Annotated in this window: 22 protein-coding genes; 13 read left to right on the forward strand and 9 right to left on the reverse strand. The window is 68.6% G+C overall.

All coding sequences use genetic code 11. From position 1 onward, the window contains the following. Nucleotides 1-8: 8 nt before the first annotated feature. Nucleotides 9-1,247 carry a cysteine--1-D-myo-inosityl 2-amino-2-deoxy-alpha-D-glucopyranoside ligase gene (mshC, locus tag ACFU5M_RS01495; RefSeq protein ID WP_379042013.1) on the forward strand — a complete coding sequence of 413 codons (1,239 nt, stop codon included), beginning with the start codon at nt 9-11 and terminating at the stop codon, nt 1,245-1,247. A gap of 45 nt (nt 1,248-1,292) precedes the next feature. Further along, nucleotides 1,293-2,372 carry an MBL fold metallo-hydrolase gene (locus tag ACFU5M_RS01500; RefSeq protein ID WP_379042015.1) on the forward strand — a complete coding sequence of 360 codons (1,080 nt, stop codon included), beginning with the start codon at nt 1,293-1,295 and terminating at the stop codon, nt 2,370-2,372. Nucleotides 2,373-2,860: 488 nt separating this feature from the next. Here the strand turns inward: ACFU5M_RS01500 and ACFU5M_RS01505 are convergent, their stop codons facing one another. Continuing rightward, nucleotides 2,861-3,511: an enoyl-CoA hydratase-related protein gene (locus ACFU5M_RS01505; RefSeq protein WP_379042017.1), complete on the reverse strand. Its 651-nt coding sequence runs from the start codon at nt 3,509-3,511 to the stop codon at nt 2,861-2,863. Between the two features lie 38 nt (nt 3,512-3,549). After that, nucleotides 3,550-4,152, reverse strand: coding sequence for a TetR family transcriptional regulator (locus ACFU5M_RS01510; RefSeq protein ID WP_379042019.1), 603 nt, complete (start codon nt 4,150-4,152; stop codon nt 3,550-3,552). 213 nt (nt 4,153-4,365) lie between these two features. Here ACFU5M_RS01510 and ACFU5M_RS01515 point away from each other — a divergent pair, with 213 nt between their 5' ends. After that, the gene (locus ACFU5M_RS01515; protein WP_379042021.1) at nt 4,366-4,914 is read left to right on the forward strand and encodes a TetR/AcrR family transcriptional regulator; all 549 of its coding nucleotides are present in this window, start codon (nt 4,366-4,368) and stop codon (nt 4,912-4,914) included. A 10-nt stretch (nt 4,915-4,924) separates the two neighbouring features. Here the strand turns inward: ACFU5M_RS01515 and ACFU5M_RS01520 are convergent, their stop codons facing one another. Then, on the reverse strand, nt 4,925-6,781 hold the full coding sequence (locus tag ACFU5M_RS01520; RefSeq protein ID WP_379042023.1) for a Na+/H+ antiporter: 1,857 nt from the start codon (nt 6,779-6,781) through the stop codon (nt 4,925-4,927). A gap of 127 nt (nt 6,782-6,908) precedes the next feature. Here ACFU5M_RS01520 and ACFU5M_RS01525 point away from each other — a divergent pair, with 127 nt between their 5' ends. After that, a complete protein-coding gene (locus tag ACFU5M_RS01525) occupies nt 6,909-7,811 on the forward strand; it encodes an alpha/beta fold hydrolase (RefSeq protein ID WP_379042025.1) in 903 nt (300 codons plus the stop codon). Nucleotides 7,812-7,965: 154 nt separating this feature from the next. Then, on the forward strand, nt 7,966-8,937 hold the full coding sequence (locus ACFU5M_RS01530; RefSeq protein WP_379042027.1) for an enoyl-CoA hydratase/isomerase family protein: 972 nt from the start codon (nt 7,966-7,968) through the stop codon (nt 8,935-8,937). 483 nt (nt 8,938-9,420) lie between these two features. Here the strand turns inward: ACFU5M_RS01530 and ACFU5M_RS01535 are convergent, their stop codons facing one another. Together ACFU5M_RS01535 and ACFU5M_RS01540 are read right to left on the reverse strand one after the other, a co-directional pair. Further along, entirely contained in the window at nt 9,421-11,634 is a 2,214-nt protein-coding gene (locus tag ACFU5M_RS01535) for a molybdopterin oxidoreductase family protein (RefSeq protein ID WP_379042029.1), read from the reverse strand. Between the two features lie 391 nt (nt 11,635-12,025). After that, complete coding sequence (locus ACFU5M_RS01540) at nt 12,026-12,610, reverse strand: YitT family protein (RefSeq protein WP_379042123.1); 585 nt, start codon at nt 12,608-12,610, stop codon at nt 12,026-12,028. A 377-nt stretch (nt 12,611-12,987) separates the two neighbouring features. On the opposite strand from ACFU5M_RS01540, the gene ACFU5M_RS01545 reads away from it, so the two are divergent. Continuing rightward, nucleotides 12,988-14,340, forward strand: coding sequence for an aminotransferase class I/II-fold pyridoxal phosphate-dependent enzyme (locus ACFU5M_RS01545; protein WP_379042031.1), 1,353 nt, complete (start codon nt 12,988-12,990; stop codon nt 14,338-14,340). A gap of 8 nt (nt 14,341-14,348) precedes the next feature. On the opposite strand, the gene ACFU5M_RS01550 is transcribed toward ACFU5M_RS01545, so the two are convergent. The 3 genes from ACFU5M_RS01550 to ACFU5M_RS01560 are packed head-to-tail and all read right to left on the reverse strand — an operon-like array spanning nt 14,349 to nt 17,516. Further along, nucleotides 14,349-15,344, reverse strand: a complete 996-nt coding sequence (locus ACFU5M_RS01550; RefSeq protein ID WP_379042033.1) for an LLM class flavin-dependent oxidoreductase — start codon at nt 15,342-15,344, stop codon at nt 14,349-14,351. Further along, nucleotides 15,341-16,645, reverse strand: coding sequence for an NtaA/DmoA family FMN-dependent monooxygenase (locus tag ACFU5M_RS01555; RefSeq protein WP_379042035.1), 1,305 nt, complete (start codon nt 16,643-16,645; stop codon nt 15,341-15,343). The genes ACFU5M_RS01550 and ACFU5M_RS01555 overlap by 4 nt, the downstream gene beginning before the upstream one ends. 16 nt (nt 16,646-16,661) lie before the next feature. Continuing rightward, nucleotides 16,662-17,516 carry a sulfurtransferase gene (locus ACFU5M_RS01560; RefSeq protein ID WP_379042037.1) on the reverse strand — a complete coding sequence of 285 codons (855 nt, stop codon included), beginning with the start codon at nt 17,514-17,516 and terminating at the stop codon, nt 16,662-16,664. Nucleotides 17,517-17,688: 172 nt separating this feature from the next. On the opposite strand from ACFU5M_RS01560, the gene ACFU5M_RS01565 reads away from it, so the two are divergent. From ACFU5M_RS01565 to ACFU5M_RS01595, 7 genes are read left to right on the forward strand one after another with little or no spacing between them, the layout of a single operon-like run. After that, nucleotides 17,689-18,549 carry a sulfurtransferase gene (locus tag ACFU5M_RS01565; RefSeq protein WP_379042039.1) on the forward strand — a complete coding sequence of 287 codons (861 nt, stop codon included), beginning with the start codon at nt 17,689-17,691 and terminating at the stop codon, nt 18,547-18,549. Then, nucleotides 18,546-19,493, forward strand: a complete 948-nt coding sequence (locus ACFU5M_RS01570; protein WP_379042041.1) for an ABC transporter permease — start codon at nt 18,546-18,548, stop codon at nt 19,491-19,493. Before ACFU5M_RS01565 ends, ACFU5M_RS01570 begins: the two co-directional genes overlap by 4 nt. Further along, nucleotides 19,490-20,341, forward strand: a complete 852-nt coding sequence (locus ACFU5M_RS01575; RefSeq protein ID WP_379042043.1) for an ABC transporter permease — start codon at nt 19,490-19,492, stop codon at nt 20,339-20,341. Before ACFU5M_RS01570 ends, ACFU5M_RS01575 begins: the two co-directional genes overlap by 4 nt. Continuing rightward, nucleotides 20,338-21,936, forward strand: a complete 1,599-nt coding sequence (locus tag ACFU5M_RS01580) for an ATP-binding cassette domain-containing protein (protein ID WP_379042045.1) — start codon at nt 20,338-20,340, stop codon at nt 21,934-21,936. The genes ACFU5M_RS01575 and ACFU5M_RS01580 overlap by 4 nt, the downstream gene beginning before the upstream one ends. Further along, nucleotides 21,929-23,629, forward strand: a complete 1,701-nt coding sequence (locus tag ACFU5M_RS01585) for an ABC transporter substrate-binding protein (RefSeq protein WP_379042047.1) — start codon at nt 21,929-21,931, stop codon at nt 23,627-23,629. The genes ACFU5M_RS01580 and ACFU5M_RS01585 overlap by 8 nt, the downstream gene beginning before the upstream one ends. Before the next feature lie 40 nt (nt 23,630-23,669). Continuing rightward, complete coding sequence (locus ACFU5M_RS01590) at nt 23,670-24,668, forward strand: ScbA/BarX family gamma-butyrolactone biosynthesis protein (protein ID WP_379042049.1); 999 nt, start codon at nt 23,670-23,672, stop codon at nt 24,666-24,668. Then, the gene (locus ACFU5M_RS01595; RefSeq protein ID WP_379042051.1) at nt 24,665-25,330 is read left to right on the forward strand and encodes an HAD family hydrolase; all 666 of its coding nucleotides are present in this window, start codon (nt 24,665-24,667) and stop codon (nt 25,328-25,330) included. The genes ACFU5M_RS01590 and ACFU5M_RS01595 overlap by 4 nt, the downstream gene beginning before the upstream one ends. An 8-nt stretch (nt 25,331-25,338) precedes the next feature. Here ACFU5M_RS01595 and ACFU5M_RS01600 read toward each other — a convergent pair whose 3' ends face one another. Continuing rightward, nucleotides 25,339-26,745 carry an FAD-dependent monooxygenase gene (locus ACFU5M_RS01600; RefSeq protein WP_379042053.1) on the reverse strand — a complete coding sequence of 469 codons (1,407 nt, stop codon included), beginning with the start codon at nt 26,743-26,745 and terminating at the stop codon, nt 25,339-25,341. Nucleotides 26,746-26,830: the final 85 nt, after the last annotated feature.

Raw genomic sequence — 26,830 nt, forward strand, 5'->3', positions numbered from 1 at the left:
TCGTAAGCATGCAGTCCTGGTCCGATACCGCCCTCCCCACCGTCCCCGGAGCAGGACCGCCGTTGCGGTTGTACGACACCGCCGACCGTCAGGTGCGCCCGGTCACCCCCGGCGCCACCGCGACGATGTACGTCTGCGGCATCACCCCCTACGACGCCACCCACCTCGGGCACGCCGCGACCTATCTGACCTTCGATCTGGTCAACCGCCTGTGGCGCGATGCGGGCCACCAGGTGCACTATGTGCAGAACGTCACCGACGTCGACGATCCGCTGTTCGAACGCGCCGCCCGCGACGGCAAGGACTGGCGCGAACTGGGCGCCGCGGAGACCGATCTGTTCCGCGAGGACATGGCCGCGCTGCGGATCGTGCCGCCGCGCGACTACATCGGCGCCGTCGAATCCGTCGACGAAGTCGTGGAGTTCGTGCAGAAACTGCTGGCTTCCGGCGCGGCCTACATCGTCGAGGACGCCGAATTCCCCGACATCTACTTCCGCGCCGACGCCACCGAGCAGTTCGGCTACGAATCCGGCTACGACCGCGCCACCATGGAGCGATTGTTCGCCGAACGCGGCGGCGACCCGGATCGTCCGGGCAAACGCGACACCATCGACGCCCTGTTGTGGCGCGCGGCGCGTCCGGGTGAGCCGTCCTGGCCCGCCCCGTTCGGCCCTGGCCGCCCCGGCTGGCACATCGAGTGTTCGGCGATCGCGTTGAACCGCATCGGCCCCGAATTCGACATCCAGGGCGGCGGCAGCGACCTGATCTACCCCCACCACGAATACTCCGCCGCGCACGCCGAGTCGCTCATCGCCGGGCGCCGCTTCGCCCGCCACTACGTGCACGCCGGCCTGATCGGGCTGGACGGGGAGAAGATGTCGAAGTCCCGCGGCAACCTCGTGCTGGTCTCGGCGCTGCGCCGCGACGGCGTCGACCCGGCCGCCATCCGCCTCGGCCTGCTGGCCGGCCACTACCGCCAGGACCGGATGTGGACCGACGCCCTGCTCGAGCGGGCGCAGCGGCGGCTGGGGCTGTGGCGCGAGGCCGCCGCCCACCCGGCGGGTCCCTCCGCCGCCGACACCGTCGCCCGCGTGCGCCTGCACCTGGCCGACGACTTGAACACCCCCAACGCACTCGACGCGCTCGACAACTGGGCCCGCCAAGCCCTCGAATACGGGGGCCGGGACACCGAAGCCCCGGCCCTGTTCGCCACCGCCGTCGACGCACTCCTCGGTATCCGCCTGTAACCGATCCGCTTGCCCGCAACCGTTCGCCCGTGATGGGGTAGCGGCGTGTGCAAGCTTCCCGGCGCGGGTCTGTTCGGTCCCGGCGGCAAACTGACAACTTCGGCAGCCGGACGGCTACGGCACCCGGCCGGCCCCGCCGATCCACGCACGGTCGCGGCGCGGACCCGGTTCTTCGGCGCCGATACCCTCGACCCGGCAACCGGTGCGCCGCGCACCGACCGGGTCGTGCTGTCGTGGGCCGGCTGTACCACCTACGCCCTGGCCATCGGCGGTTCGGTGTTCCTGCTCGACGCCTGGGTGCCGCGGCTGACCAGCACCGGATACGTCCCGACCACCCCGCAGCAGTTGGCGGATCTCGCCCCGGCGGCGATCTTCATCGGTCACGGACACTTCGACCACGCAGGCGACGCCGGCCGCATCGCTCAGGCCACCGGCGCCACCGTCCACGGCACCGCCGAGCATTGCGCGAATATCGCCGCGCAAGTCACCGATCCGGCGTTCCCCATCGCCCCGCACGGTGACGCGGACACCGCGATCGGCACCAGGGAGGACTACACCGTCGGCGCGGTCGAGGTCACCGTCGTGCGGCATCTGCACTCCGCACGCACCCCGCCCGATCCCGTCGGCGGCTCACCACGGTTCTTCCCCCGCCCGGAACCGGGAGTCGTGCGCACGCACCCGCCGACACTCGGCGGCCTGCTGCAAGGGGTGGCGCGGCTGCGTGACGCCGAGGGCGGAGTGCTGTTGTATCAGTTCCGGGTGCCGGGCTTTTGCCTGGTGTGGCACGACTCCACCGGCCCGCTCACCGAACGCGCGCCGCACGTGTTCGACGTGCTGGCCGCGCTACCGCCCACCGACGTGCAGATCGGAGCCGTGCAGGGCTACAACCAGATCAGCAACGGCCTGCGTGATCCTCGCACCTACATCGAGGCGCTCACCCCGGGACTGTTCGTCCCGTCCCATCACGACAACTGGCTGCCCGGACTCACCGCGAGCGCGGCGACCTACGACGCGCCGCTGCGCACGGAACTGGACAGGATTCCCGCGGCACGACGACCGGAACTGCGCGCACTGCACGATCCCGCCGACTACATCCGGCCGCAGCGCCTCACGTTCACGCTGTGAGCGCATCCGTGCACGAGACGCCTGCTCCAGCGTTTGGTGCACGGGCTCGGCGCAGCGCGGTCTGCTCGCGTACTCGGCTGCCGCGGCGGCCTTTCGTCGGTATCGCAGCGTCGGGATGCGCCGAGCGCGAGAACTCGGGCCAGCGGCACAGCCGACGGTGAGCAGGTGCTCGGGAGCGCACGACGCAGTCCGGCGACTCGGACCGGACCGCGCCGGTTGCGGATCAGGCCGCGCTGCCGCTCCCGGCTTGCAGGACGGCGTTCCAGACGTCGGCGAAAACAGCGAGAATTTCCACAGTTACTCCCTAAAGGCCGAAAAAATATGAAGTTCGCAGCCTGTACGGCGTAATTGTCGAGTGGGTGAACGGCGGATGAATAGAGGAGCCGATACACTCCGAGGCCGCGTCATCCCGGGATATCGGATCCGGAATACGTTGCGGTACCGCCAATTCCCGCACGATGGAAGTAGGCAGCGGCGGCCGTGTTCGCTCAGGCAGTCAACGCCGCGACGGCAGGGGCATACATGGTGTTCTTGATCGCGCCGAGGGTGCCGGGGTCTTTACCGCCCAGCGGGGCGAGCAGAGCCACGGCGGCGTCGGTGACAGCCCCTTCTGCGGCGGTGGCGTCGACGATGCCGAGGGCCGCGGCATCGATGCCGCCGAAGCGGCGGCCGGTGGTCATCGAGGCGACGGCGCTTTTCGGGGTGAGCTTGGCCTGGATGAGGGCGGCCATGCCGGGGGTGAAGCGGATGTGGATGTCGACTTCAGGGAAGCAGAAGTAGCCGCGGTCGGCGCGCATCAGGCGGTAGTCGTGGGCGATGGCGAGCATGGCGCCCGCGCCGAACGCGTGGCCGGGCAATGCGGCGGCGGTGGGCATGGGCAGGGTGAGTACGCGCGCCAGCAGCGCCTGCACCTGCTCGACGTACCATTCGGCACGGTCGGGGTGGGCGCCGAGCCAGTCCAGGTCCAGTCCGTTGGAGTAGAACTTGCCGCCCGCGGTGGTGACCAGGCCTTGGGCGCCGTCGGCGAGAGCGGTGTCGAGGTGGGCACCGACCTGGTCGAGAAAGTCCGGCGAGAAACGGTTCTCGTCGCCGCCGAGATCGAGAACGGCGATCTTGTCGTGGTAGTCGAGTGTGGGCATGGGGGGTTCCTTCCGTTCGGGGTCGAGTGTCGGGGGGGTCAAAGCGGCGGCGGGCCGACGGCGAGCACGGCGCGCACGGCGCTGCGCAGGTAGTCCCGTGCGTGGGGATCGGCCAGCCGGTCGCGGCGCAGCAGCACGGCGGTGGGCAGATCGACCAGGCACAACGTCATGACGTCCACGGCATGGCGATCACCGCGCTGCCACAGCTGGCGCGACAGCCGCACCAGCAACTCCACCAGCACCGCGTCGGTGGCCGCCAGATCGGCGGCGATGCTGTCGGGCACCTCGCCCAGCAGTTCCTCGCGCCGCACGGCGAGCAACAACCGCGAGGAGTCCGGGTGGCGCTCGGCGAAGACGGCGGGCGCCTCGGCGGCCGCGACCACGGCTTCGACGTCGTCGTGCCGGTCCGATGCCGCGGTGACCAAGGCGGTTTGCAGGTCCAGGAAGCGACGCGCGGCACGTAACCAGGTACGCCCGAGCAGCTCCGCGCGGGATCCGAAGGTGTGGTAGATCGCGCCGTTGGAGATGCCGGTGGCGGCGGCGACCGCGCGCGTGGTGACCGCGGCGGGGCCGGAGCGAACGGCCAGTGATTCCGCGGCGTCGAGCACGGTGTCGGGGTCGTGCGTCCGAGGGCGGGGCATGCCGACACAATAACAGAGCGGCTGCTCTGTTATCGAGCGCGCGCGTCACGCCGCGACGCATCGTGTTCGGCCGCTAGGTATTTCAGCAGGTAACAGGTACCGAAGAGTCTTCTCGGGATACGCATCGGTACTTCCCGGGCTCGGTCCGACCGACGCTACGATGCGGTACTGTTCGGTCCCTCCCCCTGACCGAACGAAGAGAACGGCGCGCGTATGTCACGAGTGGTCACCAAGGAGCAGTACTTCGACACCGGGTTGGAAGTGCTCGCCGAACTCGGCTTCAAAGGTCTCAACATCGGTGTGCTGTGCCGGCAACTCGGCGTCACCAGCGGGTCGTTCTACCACCACTTCGGCAGCTGGCAGGGATTCGTCGACGCCCTGCTCGAGCACTGGGAAAACCGCCAAGTGCGCATTCTGGGCACCATGCCGTTCAACAGGGGCAACCCCGACGACGACATCCGCGCGATGTCCGATCTCGCCGCAGGCCTGCACCATGCCGCCGAAGCTGCCATCCGCGCCTGGGCGGCCAACGACGAATCGGTCAACCTCGCACTCAAACGCGTCGACGAATCCCGCAGGCGCACCGTGCACAAAGCGGTCAAAGGCGTCGTCGGCGACGACGACACCGCCGCCGTGGTCACCTCACTGGGCATGGCGATGCTCGTCGGCTACCAGCAGATCGCCGCAGGCGGCGAAAACCTGTCGCTGGACCAACTGCTCGCCGAATACGCGCGCCTGATCTACTCCCACGCCCAGCGCTGACTCCGCACCGCTACCCGAGCAGTTCATCGACGAAGCACCAGCGCCACACCTCACCCGGCTCCACACTGCGCATCACCGGATGGCCGCTTCCGGCGTAATGCTTGCTCGCGTGATTGCCCGGCGAGGAGTCGCAGCAGGCCACGTGCCCGCACGACAGGCACATCCGCAGATGCACCCACGCCAGCCCTTCGGCGAGGCATTCGGCGCATTCGTCGGGCCCGGCGTGCGTACGCACCAGCGGCGCATCCCGCAGATGCGCGCACACGTCGTCGGCCATCGCGACGGCCATCGGTTCGACGCGCTCCTCCTCGGCCTCGTCGAAGCGGTCGATGATCGATTCCTCCAGATCCAACTGCGCCAGCACGTGTTGCAGGATCTCGTAGTCGACGGCGCCCGAATCCCGCACCCGCAACACCGTTTCCCGTTCGGCGCGCAACATCGCCAACCGCAGCCGCCGGTATTCCGCGGTGGGTGTCACCAGTTCCGACTCCGCCCGCCCGAGCCGCTCCCAGGCAGCGTTGGCCTTCCACAGGACGCGATCGCGCAACGTCTGCACCACCCCGTCCGGGGTATCCGGCGTGATCTGCTGCTCGAGTGCCGCCAGACCGGCCGCGGTGGCCTGCTGCAACAGGTTGGCCTTCTGTAACGCATCCTCCGCGCGGCTGGGCGCACGCAACCGAAGCCGTCGCACCAGCCACGGCAGCGATGTCCCCTGCAGCAGCAGCGTTCCACCCACCACCACCAGCGCCAGGAGTTTCAGCACGGCCAACTGCGCTGTGTCCTGCGGCAGCAGCAGCACCGCCGCCAGTGTCACCACCCCCCGCATCCCCGCCCAGGACACCACCACCAGATGCCGGACCGGCACCGCCTCACCGGCGCCGAGACCGCGCGACAACAGGGCCGAGCCGAAAACCCATATCGGACGCGCCAGCATCGTCGCGGCCAGCACCGCCAGCGCCGTCAGCAGCAGCGTGGCGTGATCGAGCTCGCTGTGCCACGCACCCTCCACGATCCCGCGCACTTGCAGCCCGATCAAGACGAACACCGCGCTTTCCAGAATGAACTGGATCGTGCGCCAGTTGATGCGCTCGGCGATCCGGGACGCGGCGCTCTGCCAGGCCGGCGCGTTGTGACCGAGGATCATGCCGCAGGTGACCACCGCGATCACCCCCGAGGCGTGAATGCCCTCGGCGGGCAGATACGCCACGAACGGCGCGAGAAACGACAACGTGGTGTCCATGACCGGATCGGTGATGCGGCGGCGCAGCACCGCCAGCACGTACGCCACGCCGATCCCGATCGCGGCGCCACCACCGGCGGCAAGCAAGAAGTCCGCCCCGGCCTCCCACACCGACACCGCGCCCATCGTCGCGGCCAGCGCGGTACGCAACGCCACCAGCGCGGTCGCGTCGTTGAACAACGACTCGTCCTCCAGAATCGTCACGATCCGCCGCGGCATCCCGATCCGGCGCGCCACCGCCGTCGCGGCCACCGCATCCGGCGGAGCCACCACCGCACCCAACGCGACCGCGACCGCGAACGGCACCGGCAGCAGCCACCACACCACCACCGCCACGACGAACGTCGTGAACAACACCAACCCCACCGACAACAACGCGATCGTGCGCACATTTGCCCGGAAATCCACCAGCGACGTGCGGATCGCGGCGGTATACAGCAAAGGAGGCAGGAAACCGAGCAGAATGATCTCCGGCTCGAGGTGGATCTCCGGCACGAACGGCAGATACGACGCCGCCACCCCGCCCATCGTGAGTACCAACGGTTCGGAGACCCCGAACCGGCGCGCCAGCGCCGCCAACGCGGCCGCCGACGCGACGAGAACAACCAAGCCGATCGCGACATGCACGGTGGCATTCTCGCAGAGCGCACGATCGGCAAACCGTCCGCGCGGTAGATGACATGTGCGCGGTCGACCGAACTACTGTGCCCGGGCGCACCCACGCGCCATGCTTGTCGACGACAAGGAGGTAGATATGGAGGAGTTCGCGTCCTGGCGGGCGAACGGACGACGCCACACTCATCGCGGCCACCAGATCTTCTGGCGCGACGGAGGCTCAGGCGCCGACGGGACGCTGGTATGCATTCACGGTTTTCCCACCGCGTCCTGGGACTGGCACCGGATCTGGCCCGGTCTGTGCGAGCGTTTCGCTCGCGTCATCGCCCCCGACATGATCGGTTTCGGCTGGTCGGCCAAACCTCGCCACTACGACTACCGCATCACCGACCAAGCCGACATCCACGAGAACCTGCTGCGCGAACAAGGCATCAGCCGATTCCACATCCTCGCCCACGACTACGGCGACACCGTCGCCCAGGAACTGCTCGCCCGCGACGCCGAACGCCGCGCGACAGGCGACGAATCACTGGTGATCGAATCGGTGTTCTTGCTCAACGGCGGCCTGTTCCCCGAGGCGCACCGCGCACGTCCGGTGCAGCGACTGCTGGCCGGCCCCCTCGGCCCGCTCGTCGGCATACTGGGCACCGAGCGTACCTTCCACCGCAACCTGGCCACCGTGTTCGGGCCCGACACCAAACCCGCCGACGTCGAACTGCACCAATTCTGGCTGCTGTGGTGCAGCAAGCACGGAAAACGCAACGGTCACAAACTCATCCGCTACATGGCCGAACGCCGCAAACAGCGGCAGCGCTGGGTGGGCGCACTGCAGCAGGCCCAGATCCCGATCCGGCTCCTCGACGGCGTATCCGACCCCGTGTCCGGCGGCCACATGGCGCAGCGCTACCGCGAACTCATCACCAGCCCGGACGTGGTGGAGCTGCCACGCATCGGCCACTACCCCCAGCTGGAAGCACCGGAACAGACCCTCGCGGCGCTGCTGGAATTCCACGCCGACCGCGTGCACAAGCCCACCGCCTGACCACCCTTCGAAACGTGTCCCGGACCGGCTGTCGACCGGTCCGGGACACTATCGTGAAGACGACAGTCCCGACAGGCCACGCCACCCCCGAAACACGTTCGCGCGGACACACTCTCGCGTACCGACCGCCACCCGCGCACCGAAGGAGCCGCCGATGTACGCCGCCGACCTCCACCTGGACACCATCGAACTCGAGCGATCCGGGCGGGTGCTCACCGCACGTGTCGTCGCACCCCCGCTCAACTTCGTCACCCCCGCCGTCGTCCGCGACCTCGACACCCTCACCGCCACGGCCGACACCGACGACAGCGTCGGCGCGGTCGTACTCACCGGAGGCCTACCCGGCCGATTCCTCACCCACGCCGACCCCGCCGCCCTCGGCGGCATGATCGACCGGCCGCATCCCTTCGTCCCCGCCCGCGCCGCGGCACCGGTCCTGCGCGCCGCCGCGGCCGCGCTCCGCCTTCCCGGCGCGACCGACCTGATCGAACGCCACGGCGGCGGCCTCGGCGCAGGCCTGGTCTGGGGCTACCGCTGGAAGCGCACCACCTTGCGGATGAACCGCTCCCGCGTCGCCTACCTCGCCGCCATCAACGGACCCGCACTCGGCGGCGGCCACGAGATCGCGCTGGCCTGCGACCTGCGTTACGCCGCCGATGCCGATCACGTGCGCCTCGGCCAGATCGAAACACTGGCCAACCTCATCCCCGGCGGCGGCGCCACCCAACGCCTCACCCGCCTGCTCGGCGCCGCCAAAGCCATCGAAGTCACCCTCGAAGGCACACCCTTCACCGCTCAGGAAGCACTGCGCCTCGGCCTGATCCACCGTCTGCTGCCCGCCGAAGACCTGCTCACCGAAACCCACGCCACCGCGGCACGGCTGGCCGCCCGCAACCCGATCGCCATCGCCGAACTCAAACGCGCCGTCTACTTCGGCTCCGACAAATCCCTTTCCCGCGGCCTCGACGCCGAACAAGCCGGATTCATCTCCGTCGGCACCACCGCCGCGGCCGCCCGCACCACCAAAGCCTTCCTCGAAGACCTCGACCGTCTCGCCGACACCCCCTTCCTCGCCGACCCGCAACCATGGCTCGACGGCACCCGCGTCGACCAGGTGAGCAAATGACCACCGCACGAACGCTCGCCCGCGTCCGCCACACCGTCGAAAGGCGCCGCGGCCGGATCACACGGCAGCAGCTCACCAACACACCCGTTTCCCGCTGACCGCCACACCACGAACCTCCCCACCCGCGGCGCCGAAGTCGTGCACCACACAGCGATACCAGGCGGTAGGGGACAGGGCACACCACCTCGGCGGCCCGCCGCATCGCCCAGCACCGCGGCCGCCGACGCATCGTGCCACCCCCGACGCAGACCGGCCCACAGCTCGTCGGCGTTCACCCTCACCACCGGTGACATCGAACAGCCCCGGCTGAAACCGGGTACGGATCCGCCATGCCGCCGAAGCGACCGCTACTGCAAGTCCTGCGCGCCGGAACGCGCGGCTACCCGCGCCTCGGCGCGCCCGCCCATCTCGGCGGAAAACGCTCCGGCGACCAGGACCACGACCGGTGACCGGAACCGACGCCGTACAGCATCGTCGGCACCGTCATACGGTCGGTGCGGGCTCCCGCTCACTCACGCCGCCACGCTCCTCGGAATCGACCGCCGCCCGCGTCACCGTCACCCACGTGTTGTTCACCGCCGAGGTCCCCGAGAACGTGTCCGTCAACGCCGGATCGTGCAGCAGATTCACATTCGCCCCCGGCAGCGACGCCGCCACCGTCCAGCCGACACCCGGCTCCTGATGCCCCCACCCGTGCGGAATCGCCACCGTACCGGCCCGGATATCGTCACTGACCTCCAACGGCACCACGATCGACCCGGTCCGGGAACGCACCGTCACCGGCTCACCGTCCCGCAACTCCCGCGCGGCAGCATCATCGGGATGCATCAGCGCCGTGCACCGATCGCGCCCTTTCACCATCGAGGGCACGTTGTGCAACCACGAATTGTTGCTGCGCAGGTGACGGCGACCGATCAACTTCAGGTCATATTCGTCGGCCGGTGTGGTCAACGCCTTACCCTCCCGCGCGTCGGCCAGCACGGCACGCGCCGCCGCCACGAAATCCTCCGGTGCCAGGTGCACCTTCCGATCCTTGGTACCCAGCAACGACCGCAGCCTCGATTGCAACGGCCCCAAGTCGATGCCCCCGGCCGCCGCACGCGCCTTCGCGACGGTCAAGCCTTTGCGGCCTCGTCGCAACACCCCGTACGGCCCCGCCGCCACCCCGAGCGAAGCGATCCGCACCGGGCTGACCCGATCGAACACCCCGTTCAGCACTCGTGCGGTGAACCGGCGTGCGGGCAGCGGCACCACCTCGGTGATCAGGCGCGCCATGATCTGCCAATCCTCCAACCCGTCGGAGGGCGGCTCGAACACGCGCGCATCGAAGCGCAAGTTGTTGCGCACACTGAACACCGGGAACAGGATGTTGACGTCCTCCCGCTCCAACGGCGAGATCGGCGGCAGGATGATGTCCGCGTGCCGCGTCGTCTCCGTGACGTACATGTCCACGGCCACATAGAAATCCAGTGAATCCAGCGCCGCGCCCAGTCGCCCGCGCTGCGGCGTCGACAACACCGGATTGCCCGCATACGTGATCATCGCGCGGATCCGGCCCGGCCCCTCGGCCAGTATGTCCTCCGCCAGCGCCGCCACCGGCAGTTCCGAACGGAACGACTTGTAGGTCCCGGAGCGATCCGTCCACGCCCCGTAGGCCATCGGCAGATACTTCCCATACCGTGGCACATCGATCGGCGGCGTCGCGAACATCTGTCCGCCCGCCCGATCCAGATTGCCCGTCACCGCGTTGATCGTGTTCACCAACCAATGGGTCAGCGTGCCGGTCACTTGCTGGCAGACCCCGATCCGCGCGTAGAGCACCGCCGATGCCGCCGCCGCGTGCTCCCGGGCGAGCCCGCGAATCGTGTCCGCCTCGACCCCCGCGTACGCCGCCATCTGCTCGGGGGACGCCTCGGCCACCAGGGCACGCAACTGCTCCCAGCCCGAGCTCGAAGCGTGAATCATCCTGTCGTCACACAGATCTTCGGCGACCAGCACATGCAACATCGCCAGCAGCAGATACACGTCGCCACCCGGAGCCACCGCGACGTGCTGATCGGCCAGCCGCGCCGTCTCGGTGCGCCGCGGATCGATCACCACGACCTTTCCACCACGCCGCCGCACGTCACGAATCCGCTGCTTCGCATTGGGCATGGTGGTCACCGACCCGTTGGACACGGCCGGATTGGCCCCCAGGATCACCAGACGATCGGTCCGATCGATGTCGGTCACCGGCATCAGCACATTCGAGCCGAACATCCGCCATGCGACGAACTCTTGCGGGAACTGATCGATCGACGACGCCGAGAAGAAGTTCCGGGTCAACAGCGCCGTCCGCAGCATCCCCGCGTACAGCACCGATGAACTGTGCGCGGCCGGATTACCGAGATACATGCCGATCGCGCTGTTCCCATACGCACGACGCACCTGCCGCAACCGCTGTCCGATTTCCCGGAAGGCCTCGTCCCAGCCGATCGGCTCGAACGACGAACCCACCCGCCGCACCGGCGTGCGCAACCGATCCGGGTCATGGTGCAACCCGCCCATCGCCGTCGCCTTCGGGCAGATGTACCCCTTCGACAGCACATCCTGCGGATTGCCCTCGATCCGCGTCACCTGGTCGCCGGAGACCGTGACGAGGATTCCGCAGTGCGCCTCACACAACGTGCACTGCCGGGCAATGGTGGTAGCACTCATGTTTCACAGGCTAACCGTGGACACCACGTTCCGTACAGGGCTGTACGTAAGATGGAGGCGGGCATGCACATGAAGGTCACGCCGAACCTGCGCGTGGCGGGCGCTGGGCTCGATACTTCCGGGCGCGAACCCCGCCAGCACCGCCGTACAGCCGATTTCGGACGTGGTGCAGACCCGTGGTAACGAGATCCGATCGGGCAGCGGGCCGCTGGGCTTCGAACCGAGCGATCCGCGCGTGCGATCATCGAGCCGCATCGCGCCGCCGCTCAGTGCATCACCGCCGGCGACTCGCCCGGCGCTTGGCGTCGTCGGCTCAACATCCCTTCGACAGCTTGATCGTCACTGTGACGATCAGCGATAGACACAAACGATAGGGGAGGCGGGCCACCAGCTATGCCTGTGAGACGATCGCGTCCCCACCGACGACAGGCGCGGGCTTCGCCACCGCGAAGCCCGGCAGGAAGCGGTTCACCGCCGGGATCATCAGGTGAATCAGCGGGCCGATCCCGAAGGCGTACACCAGTGTTCCGACGCCGACGCTGCCACCGAGGACGAACCCCGTCGTCAACACGGCCACCTCGATCGCCGTGCGTACCACCCACACCGATCGGCCGGTGCGCCGAACCAGTCCAGTCATCAGTCCATCTCGCGGACCCGGACCCATACCCGCGCCGATGTACAACACACTCGCCACCGCGTTGAGCACCACAGCGGCTCCCATCGCGCCGATCCGCACCGCCGGCGAATCCCACGACGGCAACCACGCGAGCCCGGCATCGACCGACACGGCGATCACCACGACATTGCTCACCGTCCCCAGGCCGGGCATCTGCCGCAGCGGAATCCAGGCCAGCAACACCGCGAGTCCGGTAGCCGCCGTGACAGCACCGAAGCTGATCGGCACATGCCGGGCCACTCCTTGATGGAACACATCCCACGGATCCAGCCCGAGCTCCGCCCGGATCATCACCGCCATCGAAAACCCGTACAACCACAATCCGGCATACAACGCGATCAACCGACGAACCAGCACCGGCCCAGCGTGCCCGCAACTGGACACCGCAACCAGAGCCAATCACCGATCACTGGACCGCACCACCACAGCCACGGAGCACACAGGAATGTGCCGCCGCGATCACAATTCGTCACGGTGGCGTCTGTACGCGGCCGACGCTAGGCCAGCGCAGCACTGTCTAGGAAAATCCAAAGAGTCACCCGGCGACCGCTGCTCCTCGAGACGTCGCTGCGAGATCGCTGGTATGGATGAATACACATACCGAGCGCACGGGAACAAACCGGATCGCTGGATACATATACTTTCCGTACGGTTGACATACGACGAGTGGAGTGTCAGTGACGGAGCCGGATTCTGCGCTGCTGGTGCGAGCATTGCAGGCCGACACTTCGCACACCTCCGAGTCGGTGCGCGCGGTGACGGCCCGGCTGATCCGGGAGGGCGCGCTCACCGCGGGCGCGCGCTTGCCGACCATTCGCGAGCTCGCCCGCCGCTGTGGGCTGAGTACGCGCACGGTAGTCGCCGCCTGGAGCGCGCTGCGCGAGGAAGGCCTGATCGCCACCAATCGACGCGGTGGCACGGTCGTGGCCGCGCTCGCGGAGATACCGGCCGGCCCTGCGCTCACGTCCCGTGACCTGCTGACGGGCAGCCCGGATTACGCGCTGCAACCGGATCTGGCACCCGCGATGCTGGCCGGATTGCACACCGATCAGCTCAATCGGCCAGGACGTGACTACATCACCGATCGATTGCGCACGGCCGTCGTCGACGGCTGGCCGTTCGCGGCCGAGGCCTTCACCGCGGCAGGCGGTGGTTCGGAGGGATTGTTTCTCGCGGTGGACGCCGCCGCGCCCGCGGGTTCGCTCGTCGCCGTGGAGGAACCGGTCATGCCGGGCTTCCTCGACACCCTCGCCGAGGTCGGCTACCAGGTGCTCGGTATCGAATCCGACGGGCAAGGGGCCCTGCCCGATTCGCTGGCGGCAGCGCTACGGCGGGAGCCGCTGGTGGTAGTCCTCCAGCCGGAGGGCGGGTATGCGACGCGCGGCGCGCTGTCCGCAGAGCGGGCAGCCGAGCTGGCAGCGGTGCTGGCGGCGGTGGATCCGGTGCCGTGGATCATCGAGGACGATGCGGTGGGTCCGCTGGCCCGGGCCCAGGCTCCCTCGCTCGGCAGCTGGTTCCCGCGGCGCAGCGTGCGGGTGCGCAGCTATTGCAAGGCCTACGGTATGGATATCCGGACCTGCGTGATCGGCGGTAGCGCCGAACTGGTCGACCAGGCCATCCGGGCCCGGGTCCACGGTATCGCCGCCAACAGCCGGATCCTGCAGAACGCGTTGGCGCACTTGATCGCCGACTCCGCGACCGCCGCACTGATAGATACCGCACGCGATCACTACACCGCTCGCCGGGAGGGACTGCTCGCGGCGCTGCGCGAGCGCGGCGTCACCGCCTGTTCCGGTCCCAACAGCCTGGTGGTGTGGGTGGAGGTCGCCGATGAGCAGGCAGCGCTGCTCGGGCTGGCCCGGCACGGGATCATCGTCGGATCGGGTGCGAAATCCTATGTGGCACCGCCGCGTCCGGGTGTGGTGCGCGTCGCGGTCCCGCAGCTACCCGACGAGGACGCCGCGCTCGCCGAACTCGCCGGCCTGCTCGCCGAAGCCGCCGGTGCCACGCATCGGGAGTTCCTGGACTGAGCGGGCGGTCACCGAGCCGGCCGCGGATCCAGCCGCGGGGCCATCTCGGTGCCGACACGGTGCAGGCAGTCCGCATATCGGGGGTGGCCGACCGCGAGCGGAATGTGGAACAGCACCTCGGTGGCCGCGCAGTGGCCACGGTCCTCGCGCAGCCGTTCGATGATCTGCTCGGTGGACCCGATCCGGATGCGGTTGTCGGTGAGAAATCGACGCCGGTCCGACGTGCTCGGCAGATCCGGGTAGAAGGCAGGGCCGAGGCGGATATCGGTGTCGAGCAGGGCGAGCGAATCGCGTTCACTGTCGCCGGGCAGCACCGTGACGGTCGACCCGATGCGCGGTGTGCCGCGGCAGCAGGACAGGTAGGCGTCGACGAGTTCGGTGACACCGCCGTCGGCGCGTGCCTGCGAGTTGGCGTGCGGCAGGAGTCCGTCACCCGCCGCGCCCGCGCGCCGCGCGGTGTCGACATTGCCGGTGGACTGCCAGATCCGGGACCGCAGTGTGCCCGGTGGCGGATACAGGACGATGTCGTCGGTGACGCGGCCATCGGCCAATATGTCCTGCAAGGCGGCCACCCGGTCGGCATACAGCACCTCCCGGCCGGTGTCGGGAACGCCGAACGCGGCATAGCTGGAGGCGGAGTGTCCGAACCCGAGGCCCTTGCCGACACCGAGTTCGAGCCGTCCGCCGCTGAGCGTATCGGTGACCACCGCGTCCTCCGCCAGACGCACCGGATGCTCGAACGGCAGCGCCACCACACCGGTACCGAGCCGGATCGTGGTGGTGTGCTGGGCGGCTGCTGCGACGAAGGGGAACACCGAGGGTAAGGCGGCGTGATGGGCCTCGAAATGCCGGGTCGCGAACCAGATGGTGCCGAAGCCGAGTTGTTCGGCACGCACAGCGATGTCGATGGTGTGCCGGTAGATCTCGGCGGCGGGCCGGCCGCTGCGCAGCTGCACGAACAACGACGGCGCGCTGGTGACCGCCGGTGACGAAGAAGTGGTCACAGCCGGTAATGCCCTCTCAGGGTGGTGGTGTCGTATGCGGTGCGGAAGATGCCGCGCCGGCGCAGGAGCGGGACGACATGGTCGACGAAATCCGCCAGACCGTCGGGCAACTCGTCGACCATCACGTTGAATCCGTCGCAGACGCCCGCCTCGAACCAGTTCGCGATGAACCCGGCCACCTGTTCCGGGCCGCCCACCACCTTGGCGTGCACGCTGCCCGAGGCGAGCAGTCGTGCCGCGCCGCGCGTGTCCGTGCCACTGGATCGGACGTATTCGAGCAGGACCGCGCGTTGTCCGCGTGACCCGGCGTCGGTGTTCTCGTCGGGAATCCGGTCCCAGGGCAACGGCGCGTCCAGGTCGAGATCGGCGGGGTCGAGGCCGAGCCGGTCGGCGAGGTTGACCAGTTGGATCTCGTCGGGAATGAGGTCGATGAGTTCGCGCTCGCGTCGCCGGGCCGCGGCTTCGGAATCGGCGAGCACGACGATCAGCCCCGGCAGCAGCTTCACACTGTCGGGGGCGCGCCCGGCGGCACCGGCCCGCTGACGCAGTTCGGTGCGGCGCTGTGCCGCCGAACCGGGATCGACATGCGCTGAGTAGACGGCGTCGGCTGTTGTCGCCCCCAGTTCCACGCCGTGGGTGGAGGCGCCCGCCTGGATCAGCACCGGCCTGCCGTGGGTCAGCGGCGGGGCCTTCAACGGCCCGGCCACCCGGAAGAATTTGCCATCGTGGTCGATCGGCCGGACGACCGCACGGTCGAGATAACGCCCGGTGGCCTTGTCGCCGATGACCGCGCCGGCGGGTACCGAATCCCACAGCGCGGTCACCACGTCGATGAACTCGGCGGCGCGGGCATATCGCTCGGATTTCGGCAGTGCCTGCTCGAGGGAGTAGTTGCGGGCCGCCGCGTCGCCGCTGGTGACGACGTAGTTCCAGCCCACTCGGCCGCCGGATACCGCCGACAGCGCGGCGAACGAGCGCGCCAGATTGTAGGGGTCGTTGTAGGACGTCGTCGCGGTGATGATCAGGCCGATGTGGCTGGTGTGGGCGGCCAGCACGGACTGGGCCACGAACGGGTCGAGCAGCCGGCTCGGCGCATTCCAATCCTTGGCCTGGATGTCGGGTGAGTCGGCCAGGAATACGGCGTCGAGCAGACCGCGCTCGGCGATGCGTGCCACGTCGAGGTAGTGCTCGATTCCGACGAAATGCGCCGCGGGTTGCCCCGTGCGCCGCCACGGGCTGCCGATGGCGCCGCCGGGTATGAGGTTGGCGTTGAGGATGACATGTCGTGGCTGGTCGGCCATGGTGATCTCCGGAGGATCAGAGTGACGGGACGGGGCCGGGCGCGGCGGAGTCGTCGCGGACGAGGGGACGTGCCGCGTCGGCGGTCCACTGCGACAGCGAGCCGGGATACAACGCGATGTCGATGCCGAGGGTGGCGAGCACGAATACCTGCAGGGCCGCGGCCATCGCGCTGCCGCAGTGGGTGGCCGAGGGCGTGGCGAGGTCGAGGCCGAGATCGCGATAACGCGCCCGCAGGGTGCGCTCGTCCCGGAGCAGTCCGTGCTCGTCGAAGTCGTCGAAGACCGGCGCGCTGACGGCATCGGGGATATGACCGGCGAACTCGCCCGCGCCTCGATAGTGGGTGCGCGGTCGGGCGTCGAGCAGGATTCCACGCCGGGGCAGCGTCGCCACGGCGGCGGTGTCGACGACGGGGAGTCCGCCCGGCCGCGCCGAGACGTTTCCCGCCGCGACGATGCCGGTACCGGAGACGACCGCGCCGCCTGCCTCGCGCCACGCCCGCAATCCACCGTCGAGGATCCGGACGTCGGTCAGTCCCGCCCAGCGCAGTACCCACCAGGCGCGGGCGGCGGGTACCGACCGCGAGTCGTCGTAGACCACCACGGCGCTGTCGGAACGGATGCCCCATCGCCGTAGCGCGGCGGTGAGTGGTGCGGCTTGCGGGAGCGGGCGGGCGCCGGAGAGCGCCGTGGCGGGGCCCGCCAGATCGGCGTCGGCGTCGACGAATCGCGCCCCGGGTAGGTGCCCGCGCAGGAAACCGTCCGGGTCGGGTCCGCCCACGCCGACCCGGACGTCGAGCAGCACCAGCCGCTTCGGCGGGTCGTCACGCAGTCCGGCTGCGGATATGAGATGGGCGGCACGGAAGCCGGACATCGCGATCCTCTCGACGTTCGGGTGAAGCGCGGTCCCGAGAATATGTATGCAGCCGTGCTGAAAACATATTTGAAGTCTTCGTGACTTTTTGTGTTCCACGTGTCGCGCAAGTGCTCTTATGTTTTCATCGCCGCGGTCGCTCGACCCGGCACATATCAGCGGGAGGGCTGCTATGGGAAACGTCGTGACGCGCCGCGTCGTCGACGCGGAATGGTTGCGGACCCGCCTTTCGGACCCGGGCGTCGTCGTCATCGAAGTGACCAACACACCCGCCGCGGGCTCGGATCGCAGCACCATCGCGGGTGCGCGCACCGTGTACTGGAAAGACCTGCTCTGGCACCGATCACGCCGGGAATTCCCCACGCCCCGCGAACTGGCCGACCGCCTGCGCGCACTGGGTGCTGGTGCGGACTCGACAGTGGTTTTCGCGGGCGAGCCGACACAGTTCGCCGCCTACGCGATCTGGGTGGCCGCGGCCGTCGGCGTCGGTGGCGACCTGCGCTATCTGGACGGCGGGATACCCGCGTGGCGCGGCACCGAACCCGCACCGATCGAACCCGTGCCCGATTCGCCCGTGCCCGCGACACCGCTGCCGCTGATCTCGCCACGCCACGACGAACTCGTCGTCGGCCGCGACGACGTACGCGCTGCCCTCGGATCACCTATCGCAATCCTGGATCTGCGCTCACCGCAAGAATATTCGGGTCAGCGAGTGTCACCGCTCACCGAGCAGTTCGATCACGGCGCCGAACGGGCGGGCCATATCCCGGGTGCGCGGAGTCTGCCGGTACAGGATCTGCTCGACGAGCACGGGCTGCTGCGGCCGGTGACCGAACTCCGGCAACGACTGGCAGCGCTCGGAATCGACCAGGCACAGCACATCATCGCCTATTGCCGGCTGTCGCATCGCGCCGCGCTGGGCTGGCTGGTGTTCGCCGACCTGCTCGACGATCACCGGGTCCGCGTCTACGACGGATCCTGGACCGAATGGGGCAGCCTGGTCGGCGCGCCCATCGAGACCGAGCCACGATGAACCCCCACCGGCGCAGACTGTTCGGCAGCATCGCGGGCCTTGTCCTGTCCGCGGCGGCGATGATGTGGGCCGCGGTCACCCTGGCATTCCTCGCCGTGCACATCGCCCCGGGCGATCCGGTCACCGCGATCATGGGAGAGTCCAGCGACCCGAGCCTGCGCGCCCGGATCGAACACGACTGGGGCCTGGACCGCCCACTGCTCGTGCAATACGGACAGCATCTCCGGCGACTGCTGCACGGCGATCTCGGCTACTCCTATGTGCGCGGCGAACCCGTGACCGACATCCTGTTCGGCGAACAACTGGGCGCCAGCGCCCAGCTCGCCGGGTTCGCCCTGCTCATCGCGGTCGTGCTCGCGCCACTGCTGGCCGTGCTCACCGCGGGCCGGCGCGATGTGTTCAGCCGGTCGATCACCACGGCCGAGATCGCGCTGGCTTCCGCGCCGCCCTTCTGGACAGGGCTGCTACTGATCTGGATCTTCGCGTTCACCCTCGAGGTGCTGCCGGTGACCGCGGGAAACGCGTTCCAGCGCCTGATACTTCCGGCTCTCACCCTGGCCCTGCCGATCGTCGCGGTGCTGGCACAGGTCATGCGGGACGGGATCGAGCGCGCCCTCGAGCAACCGTTCGCGCTCACCGCCCGATCGCGCGGCATCGGCGCGACCCGCCTGCGGTTGCGGCACGGACTACGGCATTCGCTGATCCCGGCGGCAACCCTGGCCGGATGGGCCGTGAGCGGGTTGCTCACCGGGACGGTCGTCATCGAGGAGGTCTTCGGCCGGTCCGGAGTGGGACGGGCGACCGTCGAGGCCGTCGGCTACTCCGATGTTCCCGTGGTGCTCGGTGTCGCGCTGTTGTCGGCCGCGGTCTATCTGATCGTCACGGTGCTCGTCGACATCGCCTACCTCTGGATAGATCCGCGCCTGCAGGAGACCTCCGCATGACAACGACAGCCCCACTGCGGCAACGCAGCTTCCAAGTACCGAAACATCCCGCCACCGTCCTGATCGCCGCCGCGGTGCTGGTTCTCGCGGTGCTGGCCGCTCTCGCGCCCGCGCTGGTGGCCTCCGGTGACCCCTTGCAGACCGATCTGATCGCCGCGCATCGGCCGCCGTCACTGTCGCATCCGTTCGGTACCGATCAACTCGGCCGTGACGTATTCACCCGCGTCGTGCACGGCGCTCGGTTGTCGCTGTTCATCGGCGTGTCCGCGACAGCACTCGCGGTGCTGCTCGGCGTAAGTGCCGGCCTGCTGGCCGGAATCGGCGGCCGTGTCCTGGACGCGATCGCCTCGCGCACCTTCGATCTACTCGGCGCGTTCCCCGAGGTGCTGCTCGCTCTGGTGCTCATCACCTTCACCGGCACCGGCACCGGCAATCTCGTCCTCGCCCTCGGCATCGCCGCGGCACCCAGATTCGCCAGGGTGATGCGAGCGGAAACCCGAGCCGTGCGCGGCAGCGACTATGTCGCGCAAGCGAGCCTGCTGACCCGGTCACGAGCGCGGATCGTGCTCGGCCACATCCTGCCGAACGCGTTGCGGTCGCTGCCGGTGGTGGTGACCCTCGGCCTCGGGACCAGCATCCTCGGCGCCGCGGCATTGAGTTTCCTCGGCTTCGGACCCCAACCCCCGGACCCGGAGTGGGGATCCATGCTCGCCGAGGCACACGGCGATCTGCGGATCGCCTGGTGGTCGGTCGCCTTCCCCGGTGCCGCCATCACGGTCGTGGTCCTGGCCACCACGGTGCTCGGCCGATACGTCGGCCACCGCTTCGAACGAAGGGCACAGCCATGACGCTCACCGCCACCGTGCCCTACACCGACACCGTGCTGCGCGTACGGAACCTGCGCGTCGGGTTCCCCGGCACCGAGGACGACGTCGTCGAGGGCGTCGGCTTCGACCTGCGACGCGGCGAGATCCTGGCCATCGTCGGCGAATCGGGTTCGGGCAAATCGGTGACCACACGCAGCCTCGTCGGGCTCGCGGGCGCAGACGCCCGGGTGCGCGCCGACCGGTTCGAGCTGTTCGGTACCCCCGCGCTGGAATTCAGCGAACGCCAATGGCGCCGGATCCGTGGCAGCCGCATCGGTCTGGTGTTCCAAGACGCGCTCGTCGCGCTCGACCCGCTGCGCACCATCTCCGACGAGATCGCCGAAGCATTGCACGCGACACCACGACCACAACGCGCGACCCGCATCGACGAGTTGCTGATCTCGGTGGGTATCGCCGATCCCGAGGTGCGCAAGCGGCAACGGCCGTTCCAGCTGTCGGGTGGTCAGCGCCAGCGCGCGCTGATCGCCGCCGCCCTCGCGGGCGACCCCGACATCCTCATCGCCGACGAACCGACCACCGCACTGGATGTGACAGTCCAAGCGCAGGTGCTCGAGCTGCTGGTCCGGCAGGTCGCGGGCGGACGGTCGATGATCCTGGTCAGCCACGATCTGGCGGTGGTGGCCGCGGTAGCCGATCGCATCCTGGTGATGAAATCGGGTCGCATCGTCGAGCAGGGGCCCACGGCGCAGGTCATCGGCGATCCACAGCACGAATACACCAGGGAACTGATCGCCGCGGTGCCACACGGCCGGGCGGGCACCCCGCCACCGCGCTCCGGCGAACCGATCCTCATCGCGCGATCGCTGACCAAGTCCTACCGGCTGCGGGGCCGTGCGGTACCCGCTGTCGCCGGCGTCGGCTTCGAAGTCGGGGCCGGTGAAGTGCTCGGCGTGGTCGGTGAATCCGGTTCGGGCAAGTCGACAGTGGCGAAGATGATCACCGGGCTGCTCGAGCCGGACGCCGGCGAAATGCGTTTCGCCGGAGAAACGTTGACACCGCGCACGCGCCGTCCCGGCCGGATCGGCCTGGTCGCGCAGGATTCGACCGGATCCTTCGACCCCCGCTACCGAGTGGGCGAGATCATCGCAGAGAGCCTCGCCCTGCGGGTCGGCCGCCGACACCGGCGCGCCGAAGTGCTGAATCTGCTCGACACGGTGCACCTGCCCGCCGACAGCATCGATCGCCACCCCCGCGAACTGTCTGGCGGACAGCGTCAGCGCGTCAATATCGCCAGAGCCCTGGGCAGTGGGCCGCAACTGGTGGTGTGCGACGAGCCGGTATCCGCGCTCGACATCTCGGTGCAAGCCCAAATCCTCGATCTGATAGGCGAACTCGCGGGGGAGCGGGGGGTGGGCGTCGTGTTCATCTCCCACGATCTCGCCGTCGTCCGGCAGATCTGTCATCGCGTGCTGGTCCTGCACCGCGGCGCGATCGTCGAATCCGGTTGCGCCGACGACGTCTTCACAGCCCCGTCCTCTCCGTACACCCGTTCTCTGCTCGACTCCCTGCCGCGCCTGGCGGCACCGGACACCACAGAAAGCTATTCACGTGCGTAACCGCATCACTCGACTCCTCACCGCGCTGGCCGTCGGTATCGTCCTGTCCGCGAGCGCGTGCGCCGCGGATCCGCGACCCGGCAGCGGCCACGGGGGACCGACCTCACCGGCACAGCCGGGCGGCACCTTCACCATCACCTTGCCGAGCTATCCGACACGCGGCCTCAATCCCCATGTCGGCGCCGCATTCGACGCCTCCCAGGTACTGCGCAACAACTACGACAGCCTCATCGCCGAGGACCGCGACGAACAGTTCCACCCGTGGCTCGCCTCCGAGTGGACCATTTCCCCGGACGGCACCGTGTACGATTTCACGCTGCGCCAGAACGTGACCTTCCACAACGGGGAGAAGTTCGACGCCGCCGCGGTCAAGGCGAACATCGATCTGCTCAGGAATCCGGACAACCCGTCCTGGACGGTGCTCGGCCTGCTGCAGTACTCGAGTGTCAGCGCGGTCGATGTGGTCGACCCCTACAAGGTACGGATCACACTGAGCACCCCCCGCGCGGATTTCCTGTCCACGCTCGCCGGACTCAGCGGGGCCATTGTGGCTCCCGGTACGCTGAACGTCGACAAGGAGACCCTCACCAGCGGGACCGGGCTGGTCGGTTCGGGTCCTTTCATCCTGGACAAGGCGGTCCAAGGCCAGGAACTGAGGTTCCACAAGAATCCCGACTACCGATGGGGCCCCGCCACCGCCCGGCACCAAGGCGCCGCGTACGTCGATGATCTCGTCGTCAAATACATCCCCGAAGCCTCCACCCGGGCTGGCCTGCTGCGCAGCGGCGAGGTCGACGCGATCGGCACGGTCAAGGCCACCGACATCTCCCTGTTCGACGGCGTCGAAGGTTTCCAGTACGAGCAGATCGGCTCGTCGGCCGCGCCGACGGTGATCATGCTCAATCTCACCAACGGACCGACCACGGATGTGCGAGTACGGCGGGCCATCGCCCGAGGCGTCGACATCGCCGCGGTGGTGAACAGTCTGACCAAAGGATCCCAGCAGCGCGCCTGGAGCCTCATCTCCCCGGACAGCGCCTACTACGACGCCGCATACGAGAACAAGGGCACCGACATCGCCGCGGCGAAGGCCCTGCTCGACGAAGCGGGCTGGACCGGCAAGGACGCCGACGGCTACCGCACCGATGCCACGGGCCGGCGCCTGACCATCCGCCTGCTCGCCACGACCCCCACCTATCCGGACGACGATTTCCTGAAGGCCTGGCAGGCCGAGCTGCGCCAGAACCTCGGTATCCGGGTCGAATTGCAGTTCGTCGAGAACGCCCAGGTCTACGACCTGCTGGCCCGCAACCAGTACGAGGCGTTCCCGCGCCAGGTCGGCGGACTCGACCTGTCGCTGCAGTTCAACCGCGCCTACGGCTCCACCTCACCCGATCTGAAGTACGGCCAGATCGATGGCATCACCCTCGGTTCCATCGTGGCGGGCGCCAAACTGGCCGATCCGCAGGTGGACCGGTGGCTCATCGAATCGACCAAATCGACCGACCCGCAACACCGCAAGCAGCTGTTCGACACGATCACCGCTCACTTACTCGACAACGCCGTCGCGATCCCGCTCTACACCGACCGCAACAGTGTCGCGGCCGGTTCCGCGATCCACAACCTGACCTCACTGTTCGACCCGCCTCGCAACATCGTCAATGCCTGGGCATACGACATCGCCGTCCGCTGACCAGTCTGCCGCCAACCCGCCATTCCAGGAAGGCTCGATCATGACTGCCGCAACCCAAACCCTGACCTTCGACCGCAATATCCCGCGAGGCATCGTGCACCGGGAATCGATCGCCGAGGTCTTCCTCACCGACGCGCAACCAACTCCCGACGGCGCGGTCTTCGCCGCCCAATTGCCCCGCAATCACTCGTATTTCAGCGACCATCGAGGTACCTCGACCACCTACGATCCGCTGCTTCTCATCGAGGTGTTCCGTCAGGTCGCGATCTATTACGCGCACACCTTCCTCGGGGTCGCCCGCGCGGAGAAATTCATCTTCGGATCAGCGGACTTCACGATCGCCGAGCCCGACACCCTGCGCATCGGCAACTGCCCGGGACACTGCGTCATCGAGGCGCGGGTGATCGAGGAGAAGCGCCGTGACGATCAGATCATCGGTCTGTCACTCGAGATGGTCGCCGAGATCGAAGGCAAGGAGGCAGCACGGGAGGTGATGGTCTATCAGTGGATGCCCGCAGCGGTGTGGCACCGGATCAGGGTGCGCGGGCGCGAAGTGCTTGGCCTGCCCGCGCAGCACGCGATCCCGGAACAATTGCACGTCGCACGGATGCGGCCGGGATCGGTCGGCAGGCACAACCCGCGCAACGCGATCCTGGCGAACCCGGCGCTGTCGGGGGAGCGCGAGCTGACGGCGTTGACCATCATCGACACCAACCATCCCTCCCTGTTCGACCATGCCCTCGATCACGTCCCCGGCATGTTGCAGTTCGAAGCGGCCCGGCAGGTCGCGATGGCGGCCGCGAACGCCGTCCTCGGCCTGGACACCAGCCGCATGGTGATGCAGCGGCTCACGATCGAGTTCACCAAGTTCGGTGAATTCGAACGCGAGACCATCGCCAGGGCCACCGTCGCCCCGCTCGCGGGCGACGGTGGCGGCGTGCGGGCGCAGGTGAACCTGGCCCAGGGCGAGGATGTGATCGCCACCGGCGACGTGGAACTACGTTTCCGCCCGGCCGACGTCTGGACGATGGTCCAGTGACCACGGCGAAGACGGCGGGGCCGTTCGTCTGGTTCGACTTCGGCGGGGTGCTCTCACCGCCCCTCGAAGACCTCTTCCTACGCTACGAGCAGGTCACCGGCATCCCAGCGGATCTGTTGAAATACGCCATCGCCGAGGTGGGCGCCGAGTACGGGCTCGCGCCGCTGGCCCCGATCGAACTGGCACTGCTCGATGAACGAGCCTGGGTCGGCAAGCTGCACGATGTACTCCGGGCCAAGCAACCCGGCCTCGACCTCTCGCGCAGCGAACCCGATTTCGGCAGGCAGTGGTTCGCCGGGCACCAGGCCAACAGCACCGTCCGCGACTTCGCGATCGAGCTGGCCGAGGACGGCACCCGGGTCGGGGTGCTGAGCAACAATGTCGTCGAATGGGAGCCCTACTGGCACGCCATGATCGATCTGGATGAAGTCCTCAGCGCCCTGATCGATTCGTGCAAGGTCGGAATCCGCAAGCCCGATCCGGAGATCTTCGCCTTCGCTGCCGAGCAGGCGGGCGTCGCATCCGGCCAGTGCCTGCTGATCGACGATCTCGCCGAGAATTGCTCCGCGGCAAGGGAAGCCGGCTGGCAGGCGGTGCAGTTCCATGATGCCGGGCAGGCGATCGCCGAGGTGCGCGAGGCGCTGGAGCGATGGCCGGGCTGAGCACCGGCTCACCACGCGCAGGCAAGGTAGCCGTCCGGACGGACCAACGCGCAGGTCCAGTCCTGTTCCGGCGTCACCTTACCGGTCACCGTGATCGCGTCAGCGGGGGCGTGCGGGACCGGGATGCGCTCGTCGGGCCGGATCGCCACGAACCGGCCCACCCGCAGCAGGCCGGCCAGGGTCCGCACGCCGCCGTCGGCCTCGGTGATCACCAGATCGTGCTGGAATCCGGATTGGGACTGGCCGCTGATGAGCTGCGCGAGCGCGTCGTGGATCGCCGGGACCGCCAGCATGGCCAGCACCGCCTCCCGCAGCTCGGGCCGGCGCGGGTTCATCATCCGCGATTGCAGCACGGTGTTGCCGACCACCGCGGCCGCTGCGGCGACCCGTTCGCGCGAATACTCGTCGAGGACGACGGGCCGATCGCGTCCGGTGAGCACGCGGGCCAGCCGCCAGCCCAGCGCGAACGCGTCCTGCATGCCGGTGTTGAGTCCCTGCCCGCCCAGCGGATAGTGACTGTGGGCGGCGTCGCCCGCCAGCAACAGCCGGCCGTCCCGCAGGCGGGTGCGGTAGCGACCGTGATCACTGAACCGGGTCAGGTGGCTGATCTCGCGCAGCGCGGGCGGTGCGCCGAGCACGTATTCCAGGCGTTGCAGATACTCCTGGGTGGAGGGTTCGGGCCGATGGTCGAGGGGGCCGCTGAAGTCCATGGCGATGACGCGCGCGGGGCCGTAGGGGTTCGGATTGTGCATGGTCCACCCGGTGGACGTGGGATTCCAGCCCGCCGGAAGCCGGTCGGCCGAATCCGTGACCGCCAGCCCGGCAATGGCATTCATGGTCGCGGGGTAGACCTGCGCGGGGAAGTCGCCGGTGCGGGCGACGAGGCTGCGGGCACCGTCGGCGCCGACGGCGTAGCGGGCGTGGATACGCAGCGAGCGTCCTCCGGTCTCGTCGTCCGCCTCGGCGACCACCACGTCGTCGTGCGCCTCGAGTCCGAAAACGGTATGACCACGCAGAATTCGTGCGCCGAGTTCGCTCGCGCGCTCCTCGAAAACCGCCTCCAGCCGCGCCTGCGGTATACCCGCGATCGGACCGGGCTCGACGCTGGGCACGCTGATCGTCAGCACCGGCTCCGCCGCGAACTGGAACCGGGTCCGGCGCACGCCGTGCGGATCGCGCTGTATCGCGTCGGAAGTCACGGAAGGGAGATATCCGCGGCGCGCCAGCAGCGACAGCGAACGAGCGTGCACAGTGCCCGCCCGCGGGCGGATGTCGAGTTCGGTGCGGGTCTCGACCACCACGACCCGGATCTGCGCGAGTGCCAGTTCGGCGGCGACCAACATGCCGACCGGGCCGCCGCCGACCACCAGGACATCGGTGTCGATGACGGTGGCGGCCGGATTCGCCGTGCTCATCACATTCTCCTCGGGCGAGGTCGTCGAGGTCGGATCCGCGACAACGGTTGTACGAGAACTTTCGTAGCTACTAACATCGTAGTAC

Source organism: Nocardia sp. NPDC057455 (assembly GCF_042802775.1).
In the GTDB taxonomy this organism is placed as follows: Bacteria; Actinomycetota; Actinomycetes; order Mycobacteriales; family Mycobacteriaceae; genus Nocardia.

Bases quoted from the DNA above. Each gene is read 5' to 3' on its own strand.
- mshC (WP_379042013.1), top strand. From the start codon at position 9: ATGCAGTCCTGGTCCGATACCGCCCTCCCCACCGTCCCCGGAGCAGGA.
- ACFU5M_RS01505 (WP_379042017.1), bottom strand. From the start codon at position 3,511: ATGCCCACACTCGACTACCACGACAAGATCGCCGTTCTCGATCTCGGC.
- ACFU5M_RS01565 (WP_379042039.1), top strand. From the start codon at position 17,689: ATGGGAAACGTCGTGACGCGCCGCGTCGTCGACGCGGAATGGTTGCGG.
- ACFU5M_RS01600 (WP_379042053.1), bottom strand. From the start codon at position 26,745: ATGAGCACGGCGAATCCGGCCGCCACCGTCATCGACACCGATGTCCTG.
- ACFU5M_RS01575 (WP_379042043.1), top strand. From the start codon at position 19,490: ATGACAACGACAGCCCCACTGCGGCAACGCAGCTTCCAAGTACCGAAA.
- ACFU5M_RS01515 (WP_379042021.1), top strand. From the start codon at position 4,366: ATGTCACGAGTGGTCACCAAGGAGCAGTACTTCGACACCGGGTTGGAA.
- ACFU5M_RS01535 (WP_379042029.1), bottom strand. From the start codon at position 11,634: ATGAGTGCTACCACCATTGCCCGGCAGTGCACGTTGTGTGAGGCGCAC.
- ACFU5M_RS01555 (WP_379042035.1), bottom strand. From the start codon at position 16,645: ATGGCCGACCAGCCACGACATGTCATCCTCAACGCCAACCTCATACCC.
- ACFU5M_RS01580 (WP_379042045.1), top strand. From the start codon at position 20,338: ATGACGCTCACCGCCACCGTGCCCTACACCGACACCGTGCTGCGCGTA.
- ACFU5M_RS01525 (WP_379042025.1), top strand. From the start codon at position 6,909: ATGGAGGAGTTCGCGTCCTGGCGGGCGAACGGACGACGCCACACTCAT.
- ACFU5M_RS01560 (WP_379042037.1), bottom strand. From the start codon at position 17,516: ATGTCCGGCTTCCGTGCCGCCCATCTCATATCCGCAGCCGGACTGCGT.
- ACFU5M_RS01570 (WP_379042041.1), top strand. From the start codon at position 18,546: ATGAACCCCCACCGGCGCAGACTGTTCGGCAGCATCGCGGGCCTTGTC.
- ACFU5M_RS01590 (WP_379042049.1), top strand. From the start codon at position 23,670: ATGACTGCCGCAACCCAAACCCTGACCTTCGACCGCAATATCCCGCGA.
- ACFU5M_RS01510 (WP_379042019.1), bottom strand. From the start codon at position 4,152: ATGCCCCGCCCTCGGACGCACGACCCCGACACCGTGCTCGACGCCGCG.
- ACFU5M_RS01530 (WP_379042027.1), top strand. From the start codon at position 7,966: ATGTACGCCGCCGACCTCCACCTGGACACCATCGAACTCGAGCGATCC.
- ACFU5M_RS01540 (WP_379042123.1), bottom strand. From the start codon at position 12,610: ATGGCGGTGATGATCCGGGCGGAGCTCGGGCTGGATCCGTGGGATGTG.